The sequence below is a fragment of the Paenibacillus sp. OK060 genome, from assembly GCF_900101205.1.
In the GTDB taxonomy this organism is placed as follows: Bacteria; Bacillota; Bacilli; order Paenibacillales; family Paenibacillaceae; genus Paenibacillus; species Paenibacillus marchantiae.
Window position 1 is genome coordinate 102267 of record NZ_FNFR01000007.1, and the last position, 15583, is coordinate 117849.

The 15583-nt window shown below is 46.1% G+C and carries 19 protein-coding genes; 14 read left to right on the top strand and 5 right to left on the bottom strand.

Features of this window, described 5'->3' with window-relative positions; genetic code table 11:
• Nucleotides 1–32 precede the first annotated feature (32 nt).
• Both BLS14_RS24065 and BLS14_RS24070 read left to right on the top strand, forming a co-directional pair.
• On the top strand, nt 33–1043 hold the full coding sequence (locus BLS14_RS24065) for a carbohydrate ABC transporter permease (protein ID WP_079696486.1): 1011 nt from the start codon (nt 33–35) through the stop codon (nt 1041–1043).
• A 91-nt stretch (nt 1044–1134) separates the two neighbouring features.
• Nucleotides 1135–2097: a glycosyl hydrolase gene (locus tag BLS14_RS24070; protein WP_090954385.1), complete on the top strand. Its 963-nt coding sequence runs from the start codon at nt 1135–1137 to the stop codon at nt 2095–2097.
• Between the two features lie 116 nt (nt 2098–2213).
• Here the strand turns inward: BLS14_RS24070 and BLS14_RS24075 are convergent, their stop codons facing one another.
• On the bottom strand, nt 2214–2531 hold the full coding sequence (locus tag BLS14_RS24075) for a SunI/YnzG family protein (RefSeq protein ID WP_090954386.1): 318 nt from the start codon (nt 2529–2531) through the stop codon (nt 2214–2216).
• A 246-nt stretch (nt 2532–2777) separates the two neighbouring features.
• Here BLS14_RS24075 and BLS14_RS24080 point away from each other — a divergent pair, with 246 nt between their 5' ends.
• Genes BLS14_RS24080 through BLS14_RS24085 form a run of 3 tightly spaced genes read left to right on the top strand, consistent with a single transcriptional unit; the run spans nt 2778 to nt 4507 of the window.
• Nucleotides 2778–3323 carry a hypothetical protein gene (locus BLS14_RS24080; RefSeq protein WP_090954388.1) on the top strand — a complete coding sequence of 182 codons (546 nt, stop codon included), beginning with the start codon at nt 2778–2780 and terminating at the stop codon, nt 3321–3323.
• Nucleotides 3320–3445, top strand: coding sequence for a hypothetical protein (locus tag BLS14_RS33285; protein WP_256336657.1), 126 nt, complete (start codon nt 3320–3322; stop codon nt 3443–3445). Before BLS14_RS24080 ends, BLS14_RS33285 begins: the two co-directional genes overlap by 4 nt.
• A 27-nt stretch (nt 3446–3472) precedes the next feature.
• Nucleotides 3473–4507 (top strand): formylglycine-generating enzyme family protein, encoded by a 1035-nt coding sequence (locus BLS14_RS24085; protein WP_090954390.1) that lies wholly within the window; start codon nt 3473–3475, stop codon nt 4505–4507.
• Between the two features lie 36 nt (nt 4508–4543).
• Here the strand turns inward: BLS14_RS24085 and BLS14_RS24090 are convergent, their stop codons facing one another.
• The 3 genes from BLS14_RS24090 to BLS14_RS24100 form a co-directional block, all read right to left on the bottom strand.
• Nucleotides 4544–5650: an MFS transporter gene (locus tag BLS14_RS24090; protein ID WP_063564151.1), complete on the bottom strand. Its 1107-nt coding sequence runs from the start codon at nt 5648–5650 to the stop codon at nt 4544–4546.
• Nucleotides 5651–5738: 88 nt separating this feature from the next.
• Nucleotides 5739–6269: a TetR/AcrR family transcriptional regulator gene (locus BLS14_RS24095; RefSeq protein WP_090954392.1), complete on the bottom strand. Its 531-nt coding sequence runs from the start codon at nt 6267–6269 to the stop codon at nt 5739–5741.
• A 76-nt stretch (nt 6270–6345) separates the two neighbouring features.
• Nucleotides 6346–7116 carry a DeoR/GlpR family DNA-binding transcription regulator gene (locus tag BLS14_RS24100; RefSeq protein WP_063564152.1) on the bottom strand — a complete coding sequence of 257 codons (771 nt, stop codon included), beginning with the start codon at nt 7114–7116 and terminating at the stop codon, nt 6346–6348.
• Between the two features lie 272 nt (nt 7117–7388).
• Between BLS14_RS24100 and BLS14_RS24105 the strand changes: the two genes are divergently transcribed.
• From BLS14_RS24105 to BLS14_RS24125, 5 genes are all read left to right on the top strand, one after another.
• Nucleotides 7389–8354, top strand: a complete 966-nt coding sequence (locus tag BLS14_RS24105; protein WP_256336658.1) for a metallophosphoesterase family protein — start codon at nt 7389–7391, stop codon at nt 8352–8354.
• 42 nt (nt 8355–8396) lie between these two features.
• Nucleotides 8397–9254 (top strand): DMT family transporter, encoded by an 858-nt coding sequence (locus BLS14_RS24110; protein WP_205524730.1) that lies wholly within the window; start codon nt 8397–8399, stop codon nt 9252–9254.
• Between the two features lie 78 nt (nt 9255–9332).
• The gene (locus BLS14_RS24115; protein ID WP_090808841.1) at nt 9333–10214 is read left to right on the top strand and encodes a glycoside hydrolase family 43 protein; all 882 of its coding nucleotides are present in this window, start codon (nt 9333–9335) and stop codon (nt 10212–10214) included.
• 262 nt (nt 10215–10476) lie between these two features.
• The gene (locus tag BLS14_RS24120) at nt 10477–11028 is read left to right on the top strand and encodes a nucleotidyltransferase family protein (RefSeq protein ID WP_371121663.1); all 552 of its coding nucleotides are present in this window, start codon (nt 10477–10479) and stop codon (nt 11026–11028) included.
• A gap of 52 nt (nt 11029–11080) precedes the next feature.
• Entirely contained in the window at nt 11081–11812 is a 732-nt protein-coding gene (locus BLS14_RS24125; protein ID WP_090808573.1) for a YdcF family protein, read from the top strand.
• A 99-nt stretch (nt 11813–11911) separates the two neighbouring features.
• Here the strand turns inward: BLS14_RS24125 and BLS14_RS24130 are convergent, their stop codons facing one another.
• On the bottom strand, nt 11912–12259 hold the full coding sequence (locus BLS14_RS24130; protein WP_072734079.1) for a helix-turn-helix domain-containing protein: 348 nt from the start codon (nt 12257–12259) through the stop codon (nt 11912–11914).
• 204 nt (nt 12260–12463) lie between these two features.
• Here BLS14_RS24130 and BLS14_RS24135 point away from each other — a divergent pair, with 204 nt between their 5' ends.
• The 4 genes from BLS14_RS24135 to BLS14_RS24150 all read left to right on the top strand — a co-directional run bounded on the left by BLS14_RS24135 (nt 12464) and on the right by BLS14_RS24150 (nt 15378).
• Nucleotides 12464–12919, top strand: a complete 456-nt coding sequence (locus BLS14_RS24135) for a hypothetical protein (RefSeq protein ID WP_072734417.1) — start codon at nt 12464–12466, stop codon at nt 12917–12919.
• A 375-nt stretch (nt 12920–13294) separates the two neighbouring features.
• On the top strand, nt 13295–13852 hold the full coding sequence (locus BLS14_RS24140) for a DJ-1/PfpI family protein (protein ID WP_072734078.1): 558 nt from the start codon (nt 13295–13297) through the stop codon (nt 13850–13852).
• Nucleotides 13853–13955: 103 nt separating this feature from the next.
• Entirely contained in the window at nt 13956–14414 is a 459-nt protein-coding gene (locus BLS14_RS24145; RefSeq protein WP_176854737.1) for a hypothetical protein, read from the top strand.
• Between the two features lie 82 nt (nt 14415–14496).
• Nucleotides 14497–15378, top strand: a complete 882-nt coding sequence (locus BLS14_RS24150) for a TIGR01777 family oxidoreductase (protein WP_063564156.1) — start codon at nt 14497–14499, stop codon at nt 15376–15378.
• Nucleotides 15379–15583 lie beyond the last annotated feature (205 nt).

Below are 15583 nucleotides of genomic sequence, written 5' to 3' on the forward strand. Positions count from 1 at the left end.
AAGCTAACGAACGTTGAAGGAGGCATGAGACTATGGCTGTGTCGGGAACGGATCGCATGGTGGTGGTTCCGAAAGAGAACTACCGCATGCAGAGGGTACGAAACAAGACATCGGACCTCCTGTATTCCATCTTCAGATATGCATTGATTATTGGTATTTCATTTATTATTTTGTATCCATTGTTTCTTAAAATCTCGGTTGCGTTCAAAGATAAACAGGATATCTATAATCCGACCATCTATATGATTCCCCAGCATTTTACGCTGGATAATATCAAGCTTGCGGCGCAGGTGATGGATTATTTACCTTTGCTGGCGAATACGTTGTTGTTCGTCACGATTACAACGCTGCTCACAGCGATATCCTGTGCGTTAGCCGGGTACGGCTTCGCCCGCTTTTCTTTTCCCGGCAGCAATGTGCTGTTTGTATTAGTCATCCTCACTATTTTAGTACCGACAAGCACCCTGATGGTGCCGATGTATCTGCATTTCCGCAACTTTGATTTTCTCGGCATGATTCGGCTGTTCACGGGGCGAGAAGGGATCAACCTGCTGAATACATACTGGCCGTCGATGATTACTGCGGCTACGGCTGGTGGGCTGAAGGCGGGGCTGTTCATTTATATTTTCCGCCAGTTCTTCAAGGGCATGCCCAAGGAAATTGAAGAAGCTGCGTTGATTGATGGAGCAGGCGGATTTCGGACATTTGCTCGAATTATGCTGCCGAACGCCATTTCACCGCTGATCACAGTCATTCTGTTCTCGTTTGTCTGGCAGTACAACGATACATTCTATTCCGCGCTATTCATGAGTGAAAGCCCGCTTATCTCGCTGAAGGTGGCTTCATTGCCTGCCCAGGCGAACCAGTTAATTCCCCAATTGATGGGTTTTGGCTCGAACTCGGGCATGAAGGCAGACCCCAATTATGTTGCCATGATCGTGGATACAGGAATTCTGCTGGCGATTGCACCGCTCATTATTTTGTATTTATTTGTACAGCGCTATTTCGTGGAAAGTATTGAACGTTCAGGTGTAGTTGGTTAACCGGGCTTGGCGTAGTCGTGTAGGATGCGTAATTCGGGTGTTTTTGATATTTGGGTCTCTATGTATCCTACCTTGGAATGGGGGATTATCAATGACGGAACAAAAGATAAGCAGTAATTTAGTGAATAAAGATGCGACTTCCGAGGCTAGAGAACTGATGAAGTACTTGGCGGAGCGTTATGGAAAAGGGGTACTGTCCGGTCAGCAGGATTACGGCAATCTGAACTGGATTAATGAGAATACAGGCCGCAAGCCGGCGGTAATTGGATTCGATCTCATGGATTATTCTCCATCAAGGACAGAACGCGGCGCGATCTCTCAGGAGATTCGGGATGCGATTGCATGGCATCAGCAAGGCGGAATTGTGACATTGTGTTGGCACTGGAATGCACCTACTCATCTGATAGATGAACCAGGCAAAGAATGGTGGCGCGGTTTCTATACGGATGCCACCACCTACGATCTCGATCCAGCATTGGCTCATCCTGAATCGCAAGAGTATACCTTATTGATCCGGGATATCGATGCAATTGCAGTACATCTGCAAGAACTCAAGGAGGCTGGGGTGCCTGTGTTATTCCGGCCGCTTCATGAAGCGGAAGGAGGCTGGTTCTGGTGGGGAGCCCAAGGACCTGAACCTGCCAAAAAGTTATACCGCCTAATGTATGATCAATTGGTCAACACGTATGAGCTGGGTAATCTGATCTGGGTGTGGAACTCGGAAAAGCCGGATTGGTATCCGGGTGACGATGTGGTGGACATTGTGAGTGTGGATGTGTATCCAGAAGCAGGGGATCACAGCCCATTAGCTAAGCGTTATGAAAATCTGCGTGAATTAGTGAATGACAGCAAAATCATTGCTTTAGCCGAGAATGGCTCCATTCCTGATCCAAAGCAGATGAAAGAGCAAGGTGTACATTGGAGCTGGTTCTGTACCTGGACAGGGGAATTCCTAAAGGGTGGCAATCATAATACCGTGGCGTATTTGAAGGAAGTATATAATAGTGAAGAAGTCATTACGCTGGATCAATTACCGAAGTGGAGTTGGAGATAGGGGTATTATCTGAACTTCTACCGACGTGAAAAAAAGGGGGCTGTTCCATAAGTCATGAACATGACGGTGGACGCCTCTTGTTCGCGTTAATTTGGCCTGCCTTGAGAATCGGACCTTTAAGGTGCGCTAGATTCGTTAGCACGTTGCAAGTTTGACGCATTCCGCTCACCTGAATTATTGGATAGCATGGCACTGATTTTTGGATACAATGCCTCATTGGAAGTAAACAAGATGTAGGATTGATTGGTTGTACGGATCAGGATTGTTTCGGAAGCGCCATACGCTGCGCCGATTCGAATGGCTGAAGGCTCACTTCCACCATATGTATCATCAAGGGTAAATGCTTTAATATCTGAGATGGGAATTTCTACTTTGGAAAGCTGCCAACGGATGATGAGTTTATTCTCTACTTGCTGTACTTTAATGCCTAACATACACACAACCTCCTTTTAAGCCTGTTGAAGATAAATGCCTTTTCATTAGTTTATCACTTATTGGATAGAGAGGTGCTGAATCATTCTGGAGTAGCGAAGCAGCGATCCGAAGATGGTACTGTAATTGAAATGGCATAGTGCACCAGAGGAAATGGTTTACTACAGTTATTTCCATACATGTTGGCATGATGTACACTATGACTAACGAAACAGGGGACGAAGAGATGTACATGAAGGTGGTGCCATATGACAGACCTGAACGCGTATCATTATTTTGAAAAAAGTGTTGGACCATTCCGCAATCTCTCCAGTCTGTCCGAGCAGGATGCAGAAGCCGTTGCGCAGCATATCCGGCAGGAAGGCCGGAATTTTGCCAGTCAGCGATCAGCAGATTACATGATGATTCGCAGAGAACTTGAGCGGAAAGCGTACGAGCAGTTTATCACCAAAGGTGGGAAACCGAGCAACCATTATCCTCATTACTTGACCCTGGGTGCATGCGCGTGGTTGGAATCATGGTATACCGAACCGGATTGGGTCATGATCTCATGGAAGGATCTGCCTGCTGATTCCGTAAGTTTTACCTACGGTGATTTGTTTCCAACGATGCGTTATATGGATGATAAACCCTACCGTAAGCAGGTGTACACCAAAGATGAAATTCTGGACATTATTCATTCCTATGGATGGCCTCAAGAATGGAATCAACAGGGTGATCTCGGACCGGAGCGTTATATCGAAGTACAGGTGTGGAACGAGGGCATCATCGGACCATATAGTCACCTTGATTGATATGCGAAACGGATGAAGAAATTCAGATGAATGAACTTTTCAAAAAAGTAGGAACAGGAATGACAACACCACCGTATCCGAATATTCGCCCTGCCGTGTACAATAGGGAGAACGAGTCTTAAACCTAACCATAGAAGGGGATGCTTGAGATGCATGATCGGCTGCCAAAGAAACCTTCTTCCTGCTGCTGCGCTGCAAGTCGGAGCGGCAAGCTCGAGGAAAAGAGTCTGCCAGAAGAAACGGCTGCATCGGTAGAGGCTGTTGAGGACAAGCCATCAAGTCATACCAGTTATTCAGCTGACTTCACAATAGCTCTAACCAATAGAGCAGAGAAGAAAGAAAGCATTCGTATTGAAGGTGGACGTTTCCTGATGGGCACGAATGACCCTGAAGCTTTTGCAGCGGATGGAGAAGGCCCCGTCAGAGAAGTTCAGGTGAACTCCTTTTATCTGGATGCCTGTACGGTAACCAATGCGGAATTTGCACAGTTTGTTCGTAAGACGGGGTATAGGACTGAGGCGGAGCGGTTTGGCTGGTCTTTTGTTTTTCATCTGTTCGTTTCTCCGCAAACGGCGACTCAAGTTCGAACCGTGGTACAACAGACACCCTGGTGGTGGGTTGTTGAAGGCACAGACTGGGCTCATCCTGAAGGACCCGATTCTAATATAAAAGATCGCTCTGATCATCCCGTTCTTCATATCTCATGGAATGATGCCAATGCCTATTGCCGCTGGGCGGGTAAACGTCTGCCTACAGAAACCGAATGGGAATATGCAGCCCGGGGTGGCCTAATTCAGAAAAAATATCCTTGGGGCGATACGTTAAGGCCGGATGGACAGCACTATTGCAACATTTGGCAGGGGGTATTTCCAACGAAAAATAATGCAGCCGACGGTTATGCAGGCACCGCTCCATCTCAATCGTTTCCTCCCAATGCATACGGACTTTATAATATGTCAGGCAATGTATGGGAGTGGTGCGCAGACAACTACGTTACGGATCACGAGAAGGCTGCGGATGCTGCCACGGAATTATCTCCTCATGAAGACCGCAAGGTGTTAAAAGGCGGTTCCTACCTATGCCACCGTTCCTACTGCAATCGCTATAGAGTGGCGGCCAGAATCCCCAACACGCCTGATACATCTACTGGGCATATTGGTTTCAGATGCGCAGCGGATGTATAGTCTGTTGGTTTGCTTGTTTGTAGGATAAGGGTCTGGCTATTTCACCCGAATAAGTAATCCGAACAGACCCAGCACAGCAAAGGCCAGAAATGCTGTCGTGTTGGAGAACATCTCAATGGTGTACCCCGCTATCGATGATCCAATGAACTGCCCCGCACCGAGCGCGAGAAAAGCAAGGCTGATTCCGATGGACGTATTTGGACGAAATAACCTGGTCGCCCACACGATGAATACACTGGTCAGAAATATATAGGTACTGCCAAACATAACAGCTGAGACCAGGCTGGCGGCCATCGATGGAAGAAGGATAACGCCAAGTGAAACAGACAAGAGCAGAAGGCCTATCCGATAGGACCATCCAATTCCGATGCGTTCAATAATCCGACCAGCACACCCGCCGAGAATCCCCATAATCCCCATCACAATCCAGAACAGTACGGCTTCCGAATCAGAGGCCCCTTTTTCGTCGGTGAGGAAGTTTCGGGCAAAGGTCCAATAGATCGCAGAACTGATACCTGTCAGAAGGGAAGCCATGAGCAGAGCCACACCGGGTCTGGTCGGCTTCATGCATGCCCAGAGGGACTTGGTACAAGGCTCTGTTTTGCGTGGGGAAAGAACACGTCTATTCCATAACACTACTACAACACCCAGAACAGCAAAGAAGATGTAGGTAAAACGCCAATACTCGGTGAACAGCCAGTAGATCGGACCGGATACGATAATGCCAAAGCTGGTACCTGTGTTAATCCAGCTATTCCCCCTGGCTTGCTGCTCAGGTGCAAGCTCAGCGTAGACGGTGTTACCCAATGCAGGAGAGGCCAAGCCTGTACTTAATCCGGCAAGAAATACACCTAGTGTGAGAACAAACGCGTTTGGAGACAAGGCTATGCCCAATAAACCAAGCACAGCACTAACGCCCGCTATTTGAATGACATGATAGTGCCCAATGCGATTAATTAACAGTGGGGCACTAAGTAGAGACAGACAGTACGCAATGTAGGTTGCGGAATTGATTGCTCCGGATTGGGCATCGTCCAGTTGGAGTGCTTCCGAGATTTCCGGCATAAACAGCCCATAGCTGAATCTCCCGAATGCATAACATACAGCGATAAGGGCAATCCCTGGGAAAATAATTTTTTTCATCAAATCCACCGCCTTTTAGATAGAACGATCATTATATTTTCTTTGAAATAAAAAAGTGAGTTGAACTACTAACTCACCCGGTGTGGGACTACTTGAAACTATTCTGCGTCATGTCAATGAGTTCCCGGCAGACGATATTTACATTTTCTGTCTCAGCGAGTGCAGTAGAACCCTCCAGCAACAGGTTAAATTGAAACACTGCACGGTCACTTGCGGCAGGATCAAGATTTTTAATCAAGGTCATCACATGTTTCTTATGTGCGTTGACAGTTTGTACAATGACGTTGTCTGGATCTCCGCCAAATTCCTCCTTGGCACGCAAAAACAAGCATCCTCTCGACTCATGCTCCATCAACCAGCGTGCATGTCCTTCCGCCAGATTGAGGAATACGGGTTGCGCTTTGTTGTCGGCATACTGCCGCAACTGTTCCAGATAGCGCTGTTCGCGCCGCCGAAGTACTTCAACAATGAGATCATCCTTGGAGTTGAAGTGATTATATAACGTCATGATGGCAATCCCGGCATCTGTGATGATTCGCTTCAAGCCGATAGAATGAAAGCCGTGCAGGTAGAATAATTCCTCAGCCACGTTCAACAGCATTTCCTTTTTGCTGCTCATAAGAAGTGATACGCTCCTTTCAGAATAAGATAGAACGATCATTATACTTCTAAAATATAGAAAATGGCTCACATTGTCAAATGCTGTGAACCATTTCGATTTCCATTTGGTGAAGAGCATCTATCCATTCTGTGGGACATCCAGAATCTGTGATCACCATGGATATTTGATTTATAGGTGCAATCTGGGCGAAGGTTGAACGTCCAAACTTGGTATGATCTGCTACCAAAATGGCTTCCTCCGCACGCTCCATCATTTTGCGGGAGATGAGTGCCTCTTCCAGCACATAATCTGTGATCCCATCCGTTAATGACACGCCACCTGCTGAGATGAATGCCTTATTGACTTTGAATTGACTGAGCAATTCATGAGCAATGGGTCCAGTAGAGGCTTGTACGACCGGGGTGACTTCTCCTCCTGCGAAAATGATTTTGCCTGCAAACTCCTCTAGCGCACAGGTAAGAATGGGGACGGAGTTGGTTATGACGGTCACCTGAGACCGATGTCGCAGCTGCCGCATAATCTCCAGCGTTGTTGTACCATTGTCCAGCATTATGGTCTCTCCATCCTCAATCAGAGAGGCGGCTGCCACGCCAATGGCCTGCTTTTCGTTCAGTTGAAGCTGCGCACGCTTTTGAAAAGGGGCTTCGATCATGCCTGAGCGTACACGTACAGCGCCTCCGTATACTTTGCGCAATTCGCCTTCCTTTTCAAGTCGGTCCAGATCCCGCCGAATCGTCTCCGTAGACACCTGAAACAGATCCGCCAGAACCTGTACCTGAACCTTGCCCTGTGTAGCAAGCTGGTTAAGAATGGTGTGTCTGCGTTCTTCATACGTTAAAGACATGTTTGTGCCTCCTGAAGTTTCGATCTAAGTTCTATTTATTTTAGAGTTGTGAGATAGTGTGGATTGTTGTTGTTTTAATAGTTTAAGTTGGAGAGAAGACCTTGTCAATTTTGAAATGTAATGAGGAGTATAATGAGAAGTAAATTCTGTTCTTAATATGTATTGACAGCAATATGATGTGACGATAAGATCATATAAAACAACGTAAAACCACAACAAACAACATTGAAAACTTCAATCCATAGTACATGGATCATCAGGGAGGAAAAAGGGTGAAACGTCAGCTTGCTTTTCAAGCAAATGGAGCATTCAAAATCGTGCAGTTTACAGATCTACACTGGAAAGATGGGCGACCTGAAGATCTTCGGACCAGGCAATTAATGAAAACGGTCATTGAAGCGGAACAGCCCGATCTGGTTGTCTTTACAGGCGATGTCATCTACACGGGACCAGTCGATCCTGGCAATAAGGAATGTGAACACCCGGAGCAGGCATTGCGTGATGCTGTGTCTGTAGTGGAAGAGCGTGGTATTCCGTGGGCTTTTGTGTATGGAAACCATGATACAGAGAATCGGATTACCCCCGATGCATTAATGGATGTGATTCAGGAGCATGCGCATACCGTGACAGAACCTGGACCGCGTGAGATTGCGGGACTAGGCAATTACACATTGGAGATTGCCGGAGCGGATGGCCGTCCGGGGGCAGTGTTGTATTTACTCGATTCGGGGAACTATTCCCAGTTCGAGTCCATTCCCGGTTATGGCTGGATTCAGCCTAATCAGATCCAGTGGCTGATGTCTGAATCCACACGCGTTAATCCCGGCCGCAGCCGCGGGGAGAAGCTCCCAGCCTTGGCGTTTTTCCATATCCCGATTCCTGAATATCAGTCCATGTGGGACACACAGATCTGTTACGGCAGCAAATATGAACCTGTCTGCTCTGCCCAAGTGAACTCGGGTCTGTTCTCTGCACTGCTGGAGATGGGCGATGTGATGGGGACCTTTTGCGGACATGATCATGTGAATGATTTTCAGGGGACTTACCACGGCATTCGTCTCTGCTACGGGCGTTCGAGTGGACACAGTACATATGGAAGGGAAGGCATGCTGCGCGGAGGACGGGTCATTCAATTGCAGGCGGGACAACGCAGCTTTGATACCTGGATTCGTCTGGAAGACGGATCGGTCGTGAAGGAACAGCCAGAACATCAACCTGAGAGCACTTTGGCACATTAGAGAATATAGAAGAGCAAGGCATTAGAGAGGAACGTTTTGATTATGATTTTACCTATAGTTCTGGTGCTCGCTTCCGGGATGGCTCACGCTGTCTGGAGTATGTTCACCAAACGCAGTTTAAACAAAAGTGTGTTTTTATGGTCTATCATGATGATTCCAACCGTAATACTGCTGCCTGTGCTTATTGTGGAATTGGTACGGGAACCTTTATCCATGCCAGCCTATGCACTACTCGTGTTATCAATGGCGCTGCAAGCCTTGTATTCCTGGCTGCTATCGCAGACGTATGAATTGGGCGATTTGTCGCAGATTTATCCGATTATGCGGGGAACGAGCACCTTGTTAGTGCCATTGATCGGTGTTGCTTTTCTGGGGGAAACGTTGTCCATGTTCGGCTGGGTCGGTATTGCCTGCATGATTGTAGGATTTACGGTGCTGAGTGGTGTGGGAAGCAGAGTTGGCAAATCTGGCTCAAGTGTAACAGGATCAAAGCCGGTTCTGATGGCCTTATGTGTCGGGTTATGTACAACGAGTTATGTGTTCGTGGACAAATTAAATCTAGAGCATATTTCACCCCTGTCGTTACTTGAAGTGACGAACATTGGCTTTGTTGCCGGCTTGACTCCGGCGCTGCTCGCTTCCCGCCAACTGCGTCAGGAGTGGAAGAAGAACCGATCAACCATTATGCTGGGAGCGCTGCTGAATCCGGGCTCGTACTTGTTGTTTCTGTTTGCATTGCAGCAGGCGCCAATGGCTAGACTGGGCCCGCTTCGGGAAGTAGGAACGGTATTTGCGGCCTTCCTCGGTATTTTGTTATTGAAAGAACAGCAGGGGAAGAAGCGCATTCTCTGTTCCATCGTTATTTTTGGCGGCATATTGCTGATTGGTATGTGGGGTTAATGGAATTCCAGTATTTGGAGATATGGTGTATACTCATGGTTAATGAACCGCTCTCATGAGGAGGATGAACCATTGAACGTGCACCGTTTGGAAGATATTCATTTTCGTGATCCCTACATATTGGCTATACCATCGCGCAAGAAATATTATTTATATGGCTCTATCGGGCAAAATGTGTGGAACGGCCCAGCCATCGGTTTTGATGTCTATGAGAGTGAAGACCTGATCCATTGGAGTGGTCCTTCCCCATGCTTCCGTGCACCAGCGAACTTCTGGTCCGATCACCACTATTGGGCCCCGGAAGTCTATGAATGGGAAGGTCGCTTTTATATGTTTGCCAGCTTCAAGGCGGAAGGTGTTCCGCGGGTAACAGGTGTGTTGGTGGCTGATCAGCCAGAAGGGCCTTTTGAATTGTGGTGTCGCTCCCTGACGCCACCAGATTGGGAATGCCTGGACGGTACATTGTATGTGGACGATCAGGGTGATCCGTGGATGATCTTTTGCAAGGAATGGGTGCAGGTGGAGGATGGGGAGATGTACGCGGTACGTCTGAAACCGGATCTGAAAGGAACGATAGGCAAACCTGATCTGTTATTCAAAGCTTCCGAAGCGCCATGGTCTGTCGGAGGTGGAGAACAGCGAAACCGTTATGTCACGGACGGTCCGTTTCTGTATCGTATGCAAAATGATGAACTCGTCATGATGTGGTCCACATCCGGTCAAGACGGTTATACACTGGGGCTGGCCCGCTCGGTGTCCGGTAAACCGCAAGGTCCATGGAAGCAGGATGACAAGCCGTTGTTCGCCAATAATGGAGGACATGGGATGCTGTTTCGAACGTTCGAAGGACAACTGTGTCTCACCATTCATGCTCCGAACAATCATCCGAAGGAACGACCCGTTATTTTCCGCATGCAGGAGAAGCAAGGACAACTGACGCTATTGGATAATCCAACGTAAAATGTAGAAAATGCAGATCACGTATTCGGAAAAGCCACTGGCCTAATCGCTTTTTCAATCTTCTTCAATTCATCCCCTCAGGGTAAATGATCTTAAGGAACATCTGTTCAGATGAGCCTAGGATGACTGCCTGAGGGGATTTGTTTATTTTATCGCAGGTACTCAAACATGATATATTGGAAGGAGCAGCGTGTCGGTAATGTAAAAGCGAGCAATGATAGCTCTATAATGAAATGGACAGAGTGACGGGGAGAGACGTTATATGTTGCATAAGGAAAAGTTGATCCAGGCGATTACGGAGCATGAACAATTAATGCACGACCTGCGGCGGATTCGCAGTCTGGATCTGCCTCAGTGTTACATAGGTGCGGGGTATATTCGCAATTATATCTGGGATGTGCTTCATGGCTATCCTCTTCGCGAACTTCACAGCGATATTGATGTTATTTACTACGATACGGAAGATATGCGTGAGGAGCGGGACCTGCTGCTGGAACAAGGGCTTCGCGAGCAGACAGGCAATTCCAAATGGTCGGTGAAAAATCAGGCGAGGATGCATCTGCGCAATGGAAACAAGCCCTATCAATCCACAAAAGATGCCCTTCGGTATTGGCCAGAAATCGTCACAGCCATAGGTGTGCGGTTAGATGAACAAGGTCAGGTGCGTATCTGTGCCCCGCATGGGCTGGAGGATCTGTATGCGTTAATCGTACGCCAAAGTCCGTTTTTCACGGATGCAGACTACTATAATCATCGTGTAGAGAAGAAATGCTGGCAACAACAGTGGCCCAAGCTCACGATCATAAAATCCTGAATCAAGGGCATATGACGGAAGTGAAGGCCCGAGAAGGAGTGTTACTGGATTTATGAAAAAGTTTATACGAGAAAAAGGCCTAATCCTTGATCTTATTTTCATTGCATGTTTTGTGTTCTTCCTTGTTTTCTGGGGCTGGAACTTCGCGGTGAAGTTTTTTGGCATGATCACTATAGCTTTTATCGTGTTGAGGCGGATTGATTATCAAAAGTATATCCTGCTAAAACGCATTCTGCTTACTGGCTTCGGGATCGCTGCGGTTTCATTTGTAATTATCGAAGCACTTGTGTTTACTCAGCTTAACGCGAATGATCCGGAAGAAGCGGACTATGTCATTATTCTCGGCTCGGGCATCAAGGGAACTGAATTGTCATTGACCTTGAAACAAAGGCTGGATGCCAGTTTGGACTATATCCGCAGTCATCCTCAGACGCCAGTGATTGTATCCGGCGGGCAGGGGCCGGGAGAATCGATTCCGGAAGCACTCGCCATGAAAAACTACCTTGTTGATCAGGGGATCAGCCCCACACAAGTCATTATGGAAGATCGATCGACGAGCACCCAGGAGAATATGGCTTTTTCCAAAAAAATCATTGATGCATCCGGGCTGGAGCATCCCAAGATCATGATTGTCACAAGTGATTACCATATGTTCAGATCCAAGTATTTGGCCGCCAAGAACGGTTACGCTGCCGAATACGGCATTTCCGCTCCTTCACCGGGTTATCTGAAACCGATCAATATGATCCGGGAGTATTTTGCAGCGGTTAAAGCGTTTATCTAATGGATAATGCGCGAATTCAGAAATGGATTACAATCTTCAAGATATCACATCCAAAAAAGGCAACGATCAACTCTTAATCGAGTGAACGTTGCCTTTTTGTTATTTCTTATCATACGTTTTGAAAATTTCAGTGATCACATTGAGAGCCATAGCTATTTCATGTGGTTCATGGGTTCTCAGGATGGTAATTAGTTTCTGAATGTTATTATCTTCATAGGAGAGTGCCTCGTTTTCATTCACATATGTAAATAATTGATTAACGCCGACATCAAGAGCATCCGCGATTCTATCCAAATTTTTCAAAGAGATGTTACGCTCCGCGCGTTCAATGAATCCGATATAGCTTGTATTAAATCCTGCCTTTTCAGCTAAAGCCTCTTGAGATAGATCCTTGGATTTCCGAAGATCTCTTATTCTTGCACCAACTAACTCCAAAAGTTCTGACATGGGTACACCTCTCTTTAATTAGAAGTGTAGAGAAAGAATAGAGGTTGATTAACCAATACTTAATAAGTAATTTGATTAAAAAACTACTATATAGTAATATTTTATCTATATCTTGCCCAAAACTTAAAAAATACACACCAGTTTTTTGTACAGAGAGTAAAACGGATAAAGGGGTTGTTGGACTTGAATGAAATGCACTCCTTCATGAATCGGCAGATCGATAAACCTTTATTGTACTTAACTGATGAGATTTCCAATGTGAAAAGAGATGTGTTCGATTATCAAAAACTTGCTGGATATCATATGAAATTGGCTTTTATGATGCATAAGCATAGCCAAAGGAAAGTTTGCCTGATTCTCTGTGACTGGGCTTTGACTGCCATGATCAAGGCTTTGTACATTCATGAGCACCAAACAACGATCTTACCTGACAAATGGACGATGAACGAAATTCTTTCTTTTGTGCATACAGATAAGAATCCCGGATTGGATATTGTCTTATTCATCAGCACGATACAATATATATCTTCAATAGAAAACGGCCCAGACTCTTTTCTTGCAGAGCCAACCAACATTGACAAACTGCTTGAACGAACAGAACAAGTGTTGAGTGAACTATCCGCCCGAATTCTTAGTGAACCAAACACTCCACTTTTTTAATTGCTGAAAATATATAAAAAGTTTTGTTTGACTGCGACAGCTTCCGTATTCCAAATCGGCCTACACGGGGCTGTTTTTTTGTTGGAACACGCCATCAATCGAAAGAATTTTGTACAATGAGGTAGTTGGAAAATTGAAACATAAATAGGGGATAAACATGAGAGGATGCATTAGTTATCAAGATCATTTTATGTGAAATAGAAGAGCAGGATTAAAAGCATTTTATCCAGCTGCGGGATTCAAATGATGCTCACAACTAATTTTTGAGAATGGCCCATGATCATCTGATCAGAAATAATCATCAGTATGCTTTAAAAATGTTTGCAGACTAATATGTATCGAGGGTAGAAGGACAAAAAGAAGGGGGCAGCTGATTTGAAAACATACATATTATTATTTGAAGGATACGTATCATTTGAGATTATGTTAGCCAGCTATTTTATGAAAACCCAAGGAGACATCATAACGGTAGCGTTGGAAAAAGGACCTTTACAGTCATATGAGGGATTTTCGGTTAATCCCTCTGTTCTACTAAATGAGATTGATCCGTCAGAAGTGGAACTTTTGATAATTCCCGGAGGAGATGTTACGGCAATGCTGCAACGTCCGGACTTGATGTACTTCATCAAAGCACTTAATGCGCGCAAGACGCCCATTGCAGCCATCTGTGCAGGAATATTATTGTTCGGTCAAGCGCAAATATTGGAGAGCAGATCATTTACGACTAATGCTGAATCCGAGATGAGAGCTATCACAGCCCAAGGGAAATATGTAAATGAAGGTGTTGTTGTTGATGGACATATCATTACAGCCAAGGCGAGTGCTTATGTGGATTTTGGAATCGAAATCGGTAAAGTTATGAATATCTATTCAGGTCCTGAAGATCTGGAAGAAACGATTCAAGTGTTCAAATATTTCAACGCCAAATCATGATATAATATACGTCATTAATAGAAGAACGATGTAGGAGTGAAGGATCATTACAGCATATATGTTACCTGCTCTCTATGAGCAAAAGAAAGTTTCAGCGCATGACATGGAAGAGATTGTGCGTTTGTTGGCACACGCACCATTACTATATGATGACGGGCTGTCAATTCAAGTTCAGGACTTCATGGAAGGGTTGGAAATCGAGCTTGAGCATGAGGTGCGGCGCGCAGTAATCGAGTTGTATGAATTGGCTGTGCAAGCTTGTCGTCCCTTCTCCGAGCCATCTGCTTATGAGCAGTTTCAGGATGCACTTGGATTACAGGCCGAACTATGGCAGGTAGAAGTGCTGACGCTTGTCGAATGGATGGAATGGTTGAAGCAGATCGGTAAAGGACAAAGAAAACTGCCTGAATACAATTTTACAGCCATGCTGGGGAATTTGCCTGAAGGGTTCATGATTCATGATTTCCATGATGAGCTTATGTATCAGTTGGAGCAAAACTCAGCGAACGCATGGGCGATTGAAGAACGCAATCGTTTATACGCAGCCTTGGGCATAAATTAAAATCAAACAAAACCGTCGCAGACAGTGTTAGTCCATATATAGCGTAGTTGCTTTACCCAGTATGGGGAAATGAGGGGATACCGTGAAAAAGGTTGTGTTGGCGGGTGGAACAGGGTTTGTTGGTCAGGATTTTGCCCAAAGATTCAAGGAGCTTGGTTATGAGGTGCTCATCATCTCACGTCAGCCCGGTCATATTGCCTGGGAGAACCAGGCTGGAATCATAGAGGCACTTGAAGGTGCAGAATTGCTGATTAACCTGGCCGGAAAATCCGTAAACTGCCGTTACACGGACGAGAACCGCAAAGTCATTTTGGAATCCAGAACACGCACAACCCGCATTTTGGGCGAGTCTGTTCTGGCTTGTAGCAACCCTCCTGAATTATGGATTAATTCGAGCACGGCCACCATATACAGACATGCAGAAGATCGTCCCATGACGGAGAAAGAGGGCGAGATTGGCTCCGGATTCTCGGTGGATGTCGCCAAGGCGTGGGAAAAGGCTTTTTTTGAATTCAGTCTGCCGTCTACACGTCAGATTGCATTACGGATTGCCATTGTGCTGGGAGAAGGCGGCGTCATGGAGCCACTCACCAATCTGGTCCGCTTTGGGCTGGGTGGATCACAAGGACCTGGAACCCAGCAGTTTAGCTGGATTCATATAGAAGATTTGTTCCGCATGGTGATCTATGTTCAGCAGCATCCGCAATTGGAGGGTGTATTTAATGCATCCTCTCCCCATCCTGTCACGAACCGCCAGCTTATGGAGAGTCTGCGGCGGCAGATGGGAGTTCGTATTGGACTTCCTTCACCTCGCTGGATGCTGGAACTGGGGGCACGATTCATCCGGACCGAAACAGAGCTGGTTCTCAAAAGTCGCTGGGTTATTCCCGAGAGGCTGGAAAGAGAAGGATTTACATTCAAGTATGATACGCTCGATCTTGCACTGGCCGAGATTTTGAAGTAAGGAAATGAATCAACATGACTGAATAAAAAAATAACACAACGGGAGGGGCAGAGATATCTGCCCTTCTGCTGTATTTTCTGCACTTCGTCATGGCGTTTAGCCAGGCGGGGTGAAGTGTAATTTTCATTTAGATATGTTCGACTAAACATTTACACGATAACTGCGATAACAAGGTTGTTCTGTCATTGGAGTGTTAGTGTACATA

Bases quoted from the DNA above. Each gene is read 5' to 3' on its own strand.
- BLS14_RS24065 (WP_079696486.1), top strand. From the start codon at position 33: ATGGCTGTGTCGGGAACGGATCGCATGGTGGTGGTTCCGAAAGAGAAC.
- BLS14_RS24070 (WP_090954385.1), top strand. From the start codon at position 1,135: ATGACGGAACAAAAGATAAGCAGTAATTTAGTGAATAAAGATGCGACT.
- BLS14_RS24075 (WP_090954386.1), bottom strand. From the start codon at position 2,531: ATGTTAGGCATTAAAGTACAGCAAGTAGAGAATAAACTCATCATCCGT.
- BLS14_RS24080 (WP_090954388.1), top strand. From the start codon at position 2,778: ATGACAGACCTGAACGCGTATCATTATTTTGAAAAAAGTGTTGGACCA.
- BLS14_RS24085 (WP_090954390.1), top strand. From the start codon at position 3,473: ATGCATGATCGGCTGCCAAAGAAACCTTCTTCCTGCTGCTGCGCTGCA.
- BLS14_RS24090 (WP_063564151.1), bottom strand. From the start codon at position 5,650: ATGAAAAAAATTATTTTCCCAGGGATTGCCCTTATCGCTGTATGTTAT.
- BLS14_RS24095 (WP_090954392.1), bottom strand. From the start codon at position 6,269: ATGAGCAGCAAAAAGGAAATGCTGTTGAACGTGGCTGAGGAATTATTC.
- BLS14_RS24100 (WP_063564152.1), bottom strand. From the start codon at position 7,116: ATGTCTTTAACGTATGAAGAACGCAGACACACCATTCTTAACCAGCTT.
- BLS14_RS24110 (WP_205524730.1), top strand. From the start codon at position 8,397: ATGATTTTACCTATAGTTCTGGTGCTCGCTTCCGGGATGGCTCACGCT.
- BLS14_RS24120 (WP_371121663.1), top strand. From the start codon at position 10,477: ATGTTGCATAAGGAAAAGTTGATCCAGGCGATTACGGAGCATGAACAA.
- BLS14_RS24125 (WP_090808573.1), top strand. From the start codon at position 11,081: ATGAAAAAGTTTATACGAGAAAAAGGCCTAATCCTTGATCTTATTTTC.
- BLS14_RS24130 (WP_072734079.1), bottom strand. From the start codon at position 12,259: ATGTCAGAACTTTTGGAGTTAGTTGGTGCAAGAATAAGAGATCTTCGG.
- BLS14_RS24135 (WP_072734417.1), top strand. From the start codon at position 12,464: ATGAATCGGCAGATCGATAAACCTTTATTGTACTTAACTGATGAGATT.
- BLS14_RS24145 (WP_176854737.1), top strand. From the start codon at position 13,956: ATGGAAGAGATTGTGCGTTTGTTGGCACACGCACCATTACTATATGAT.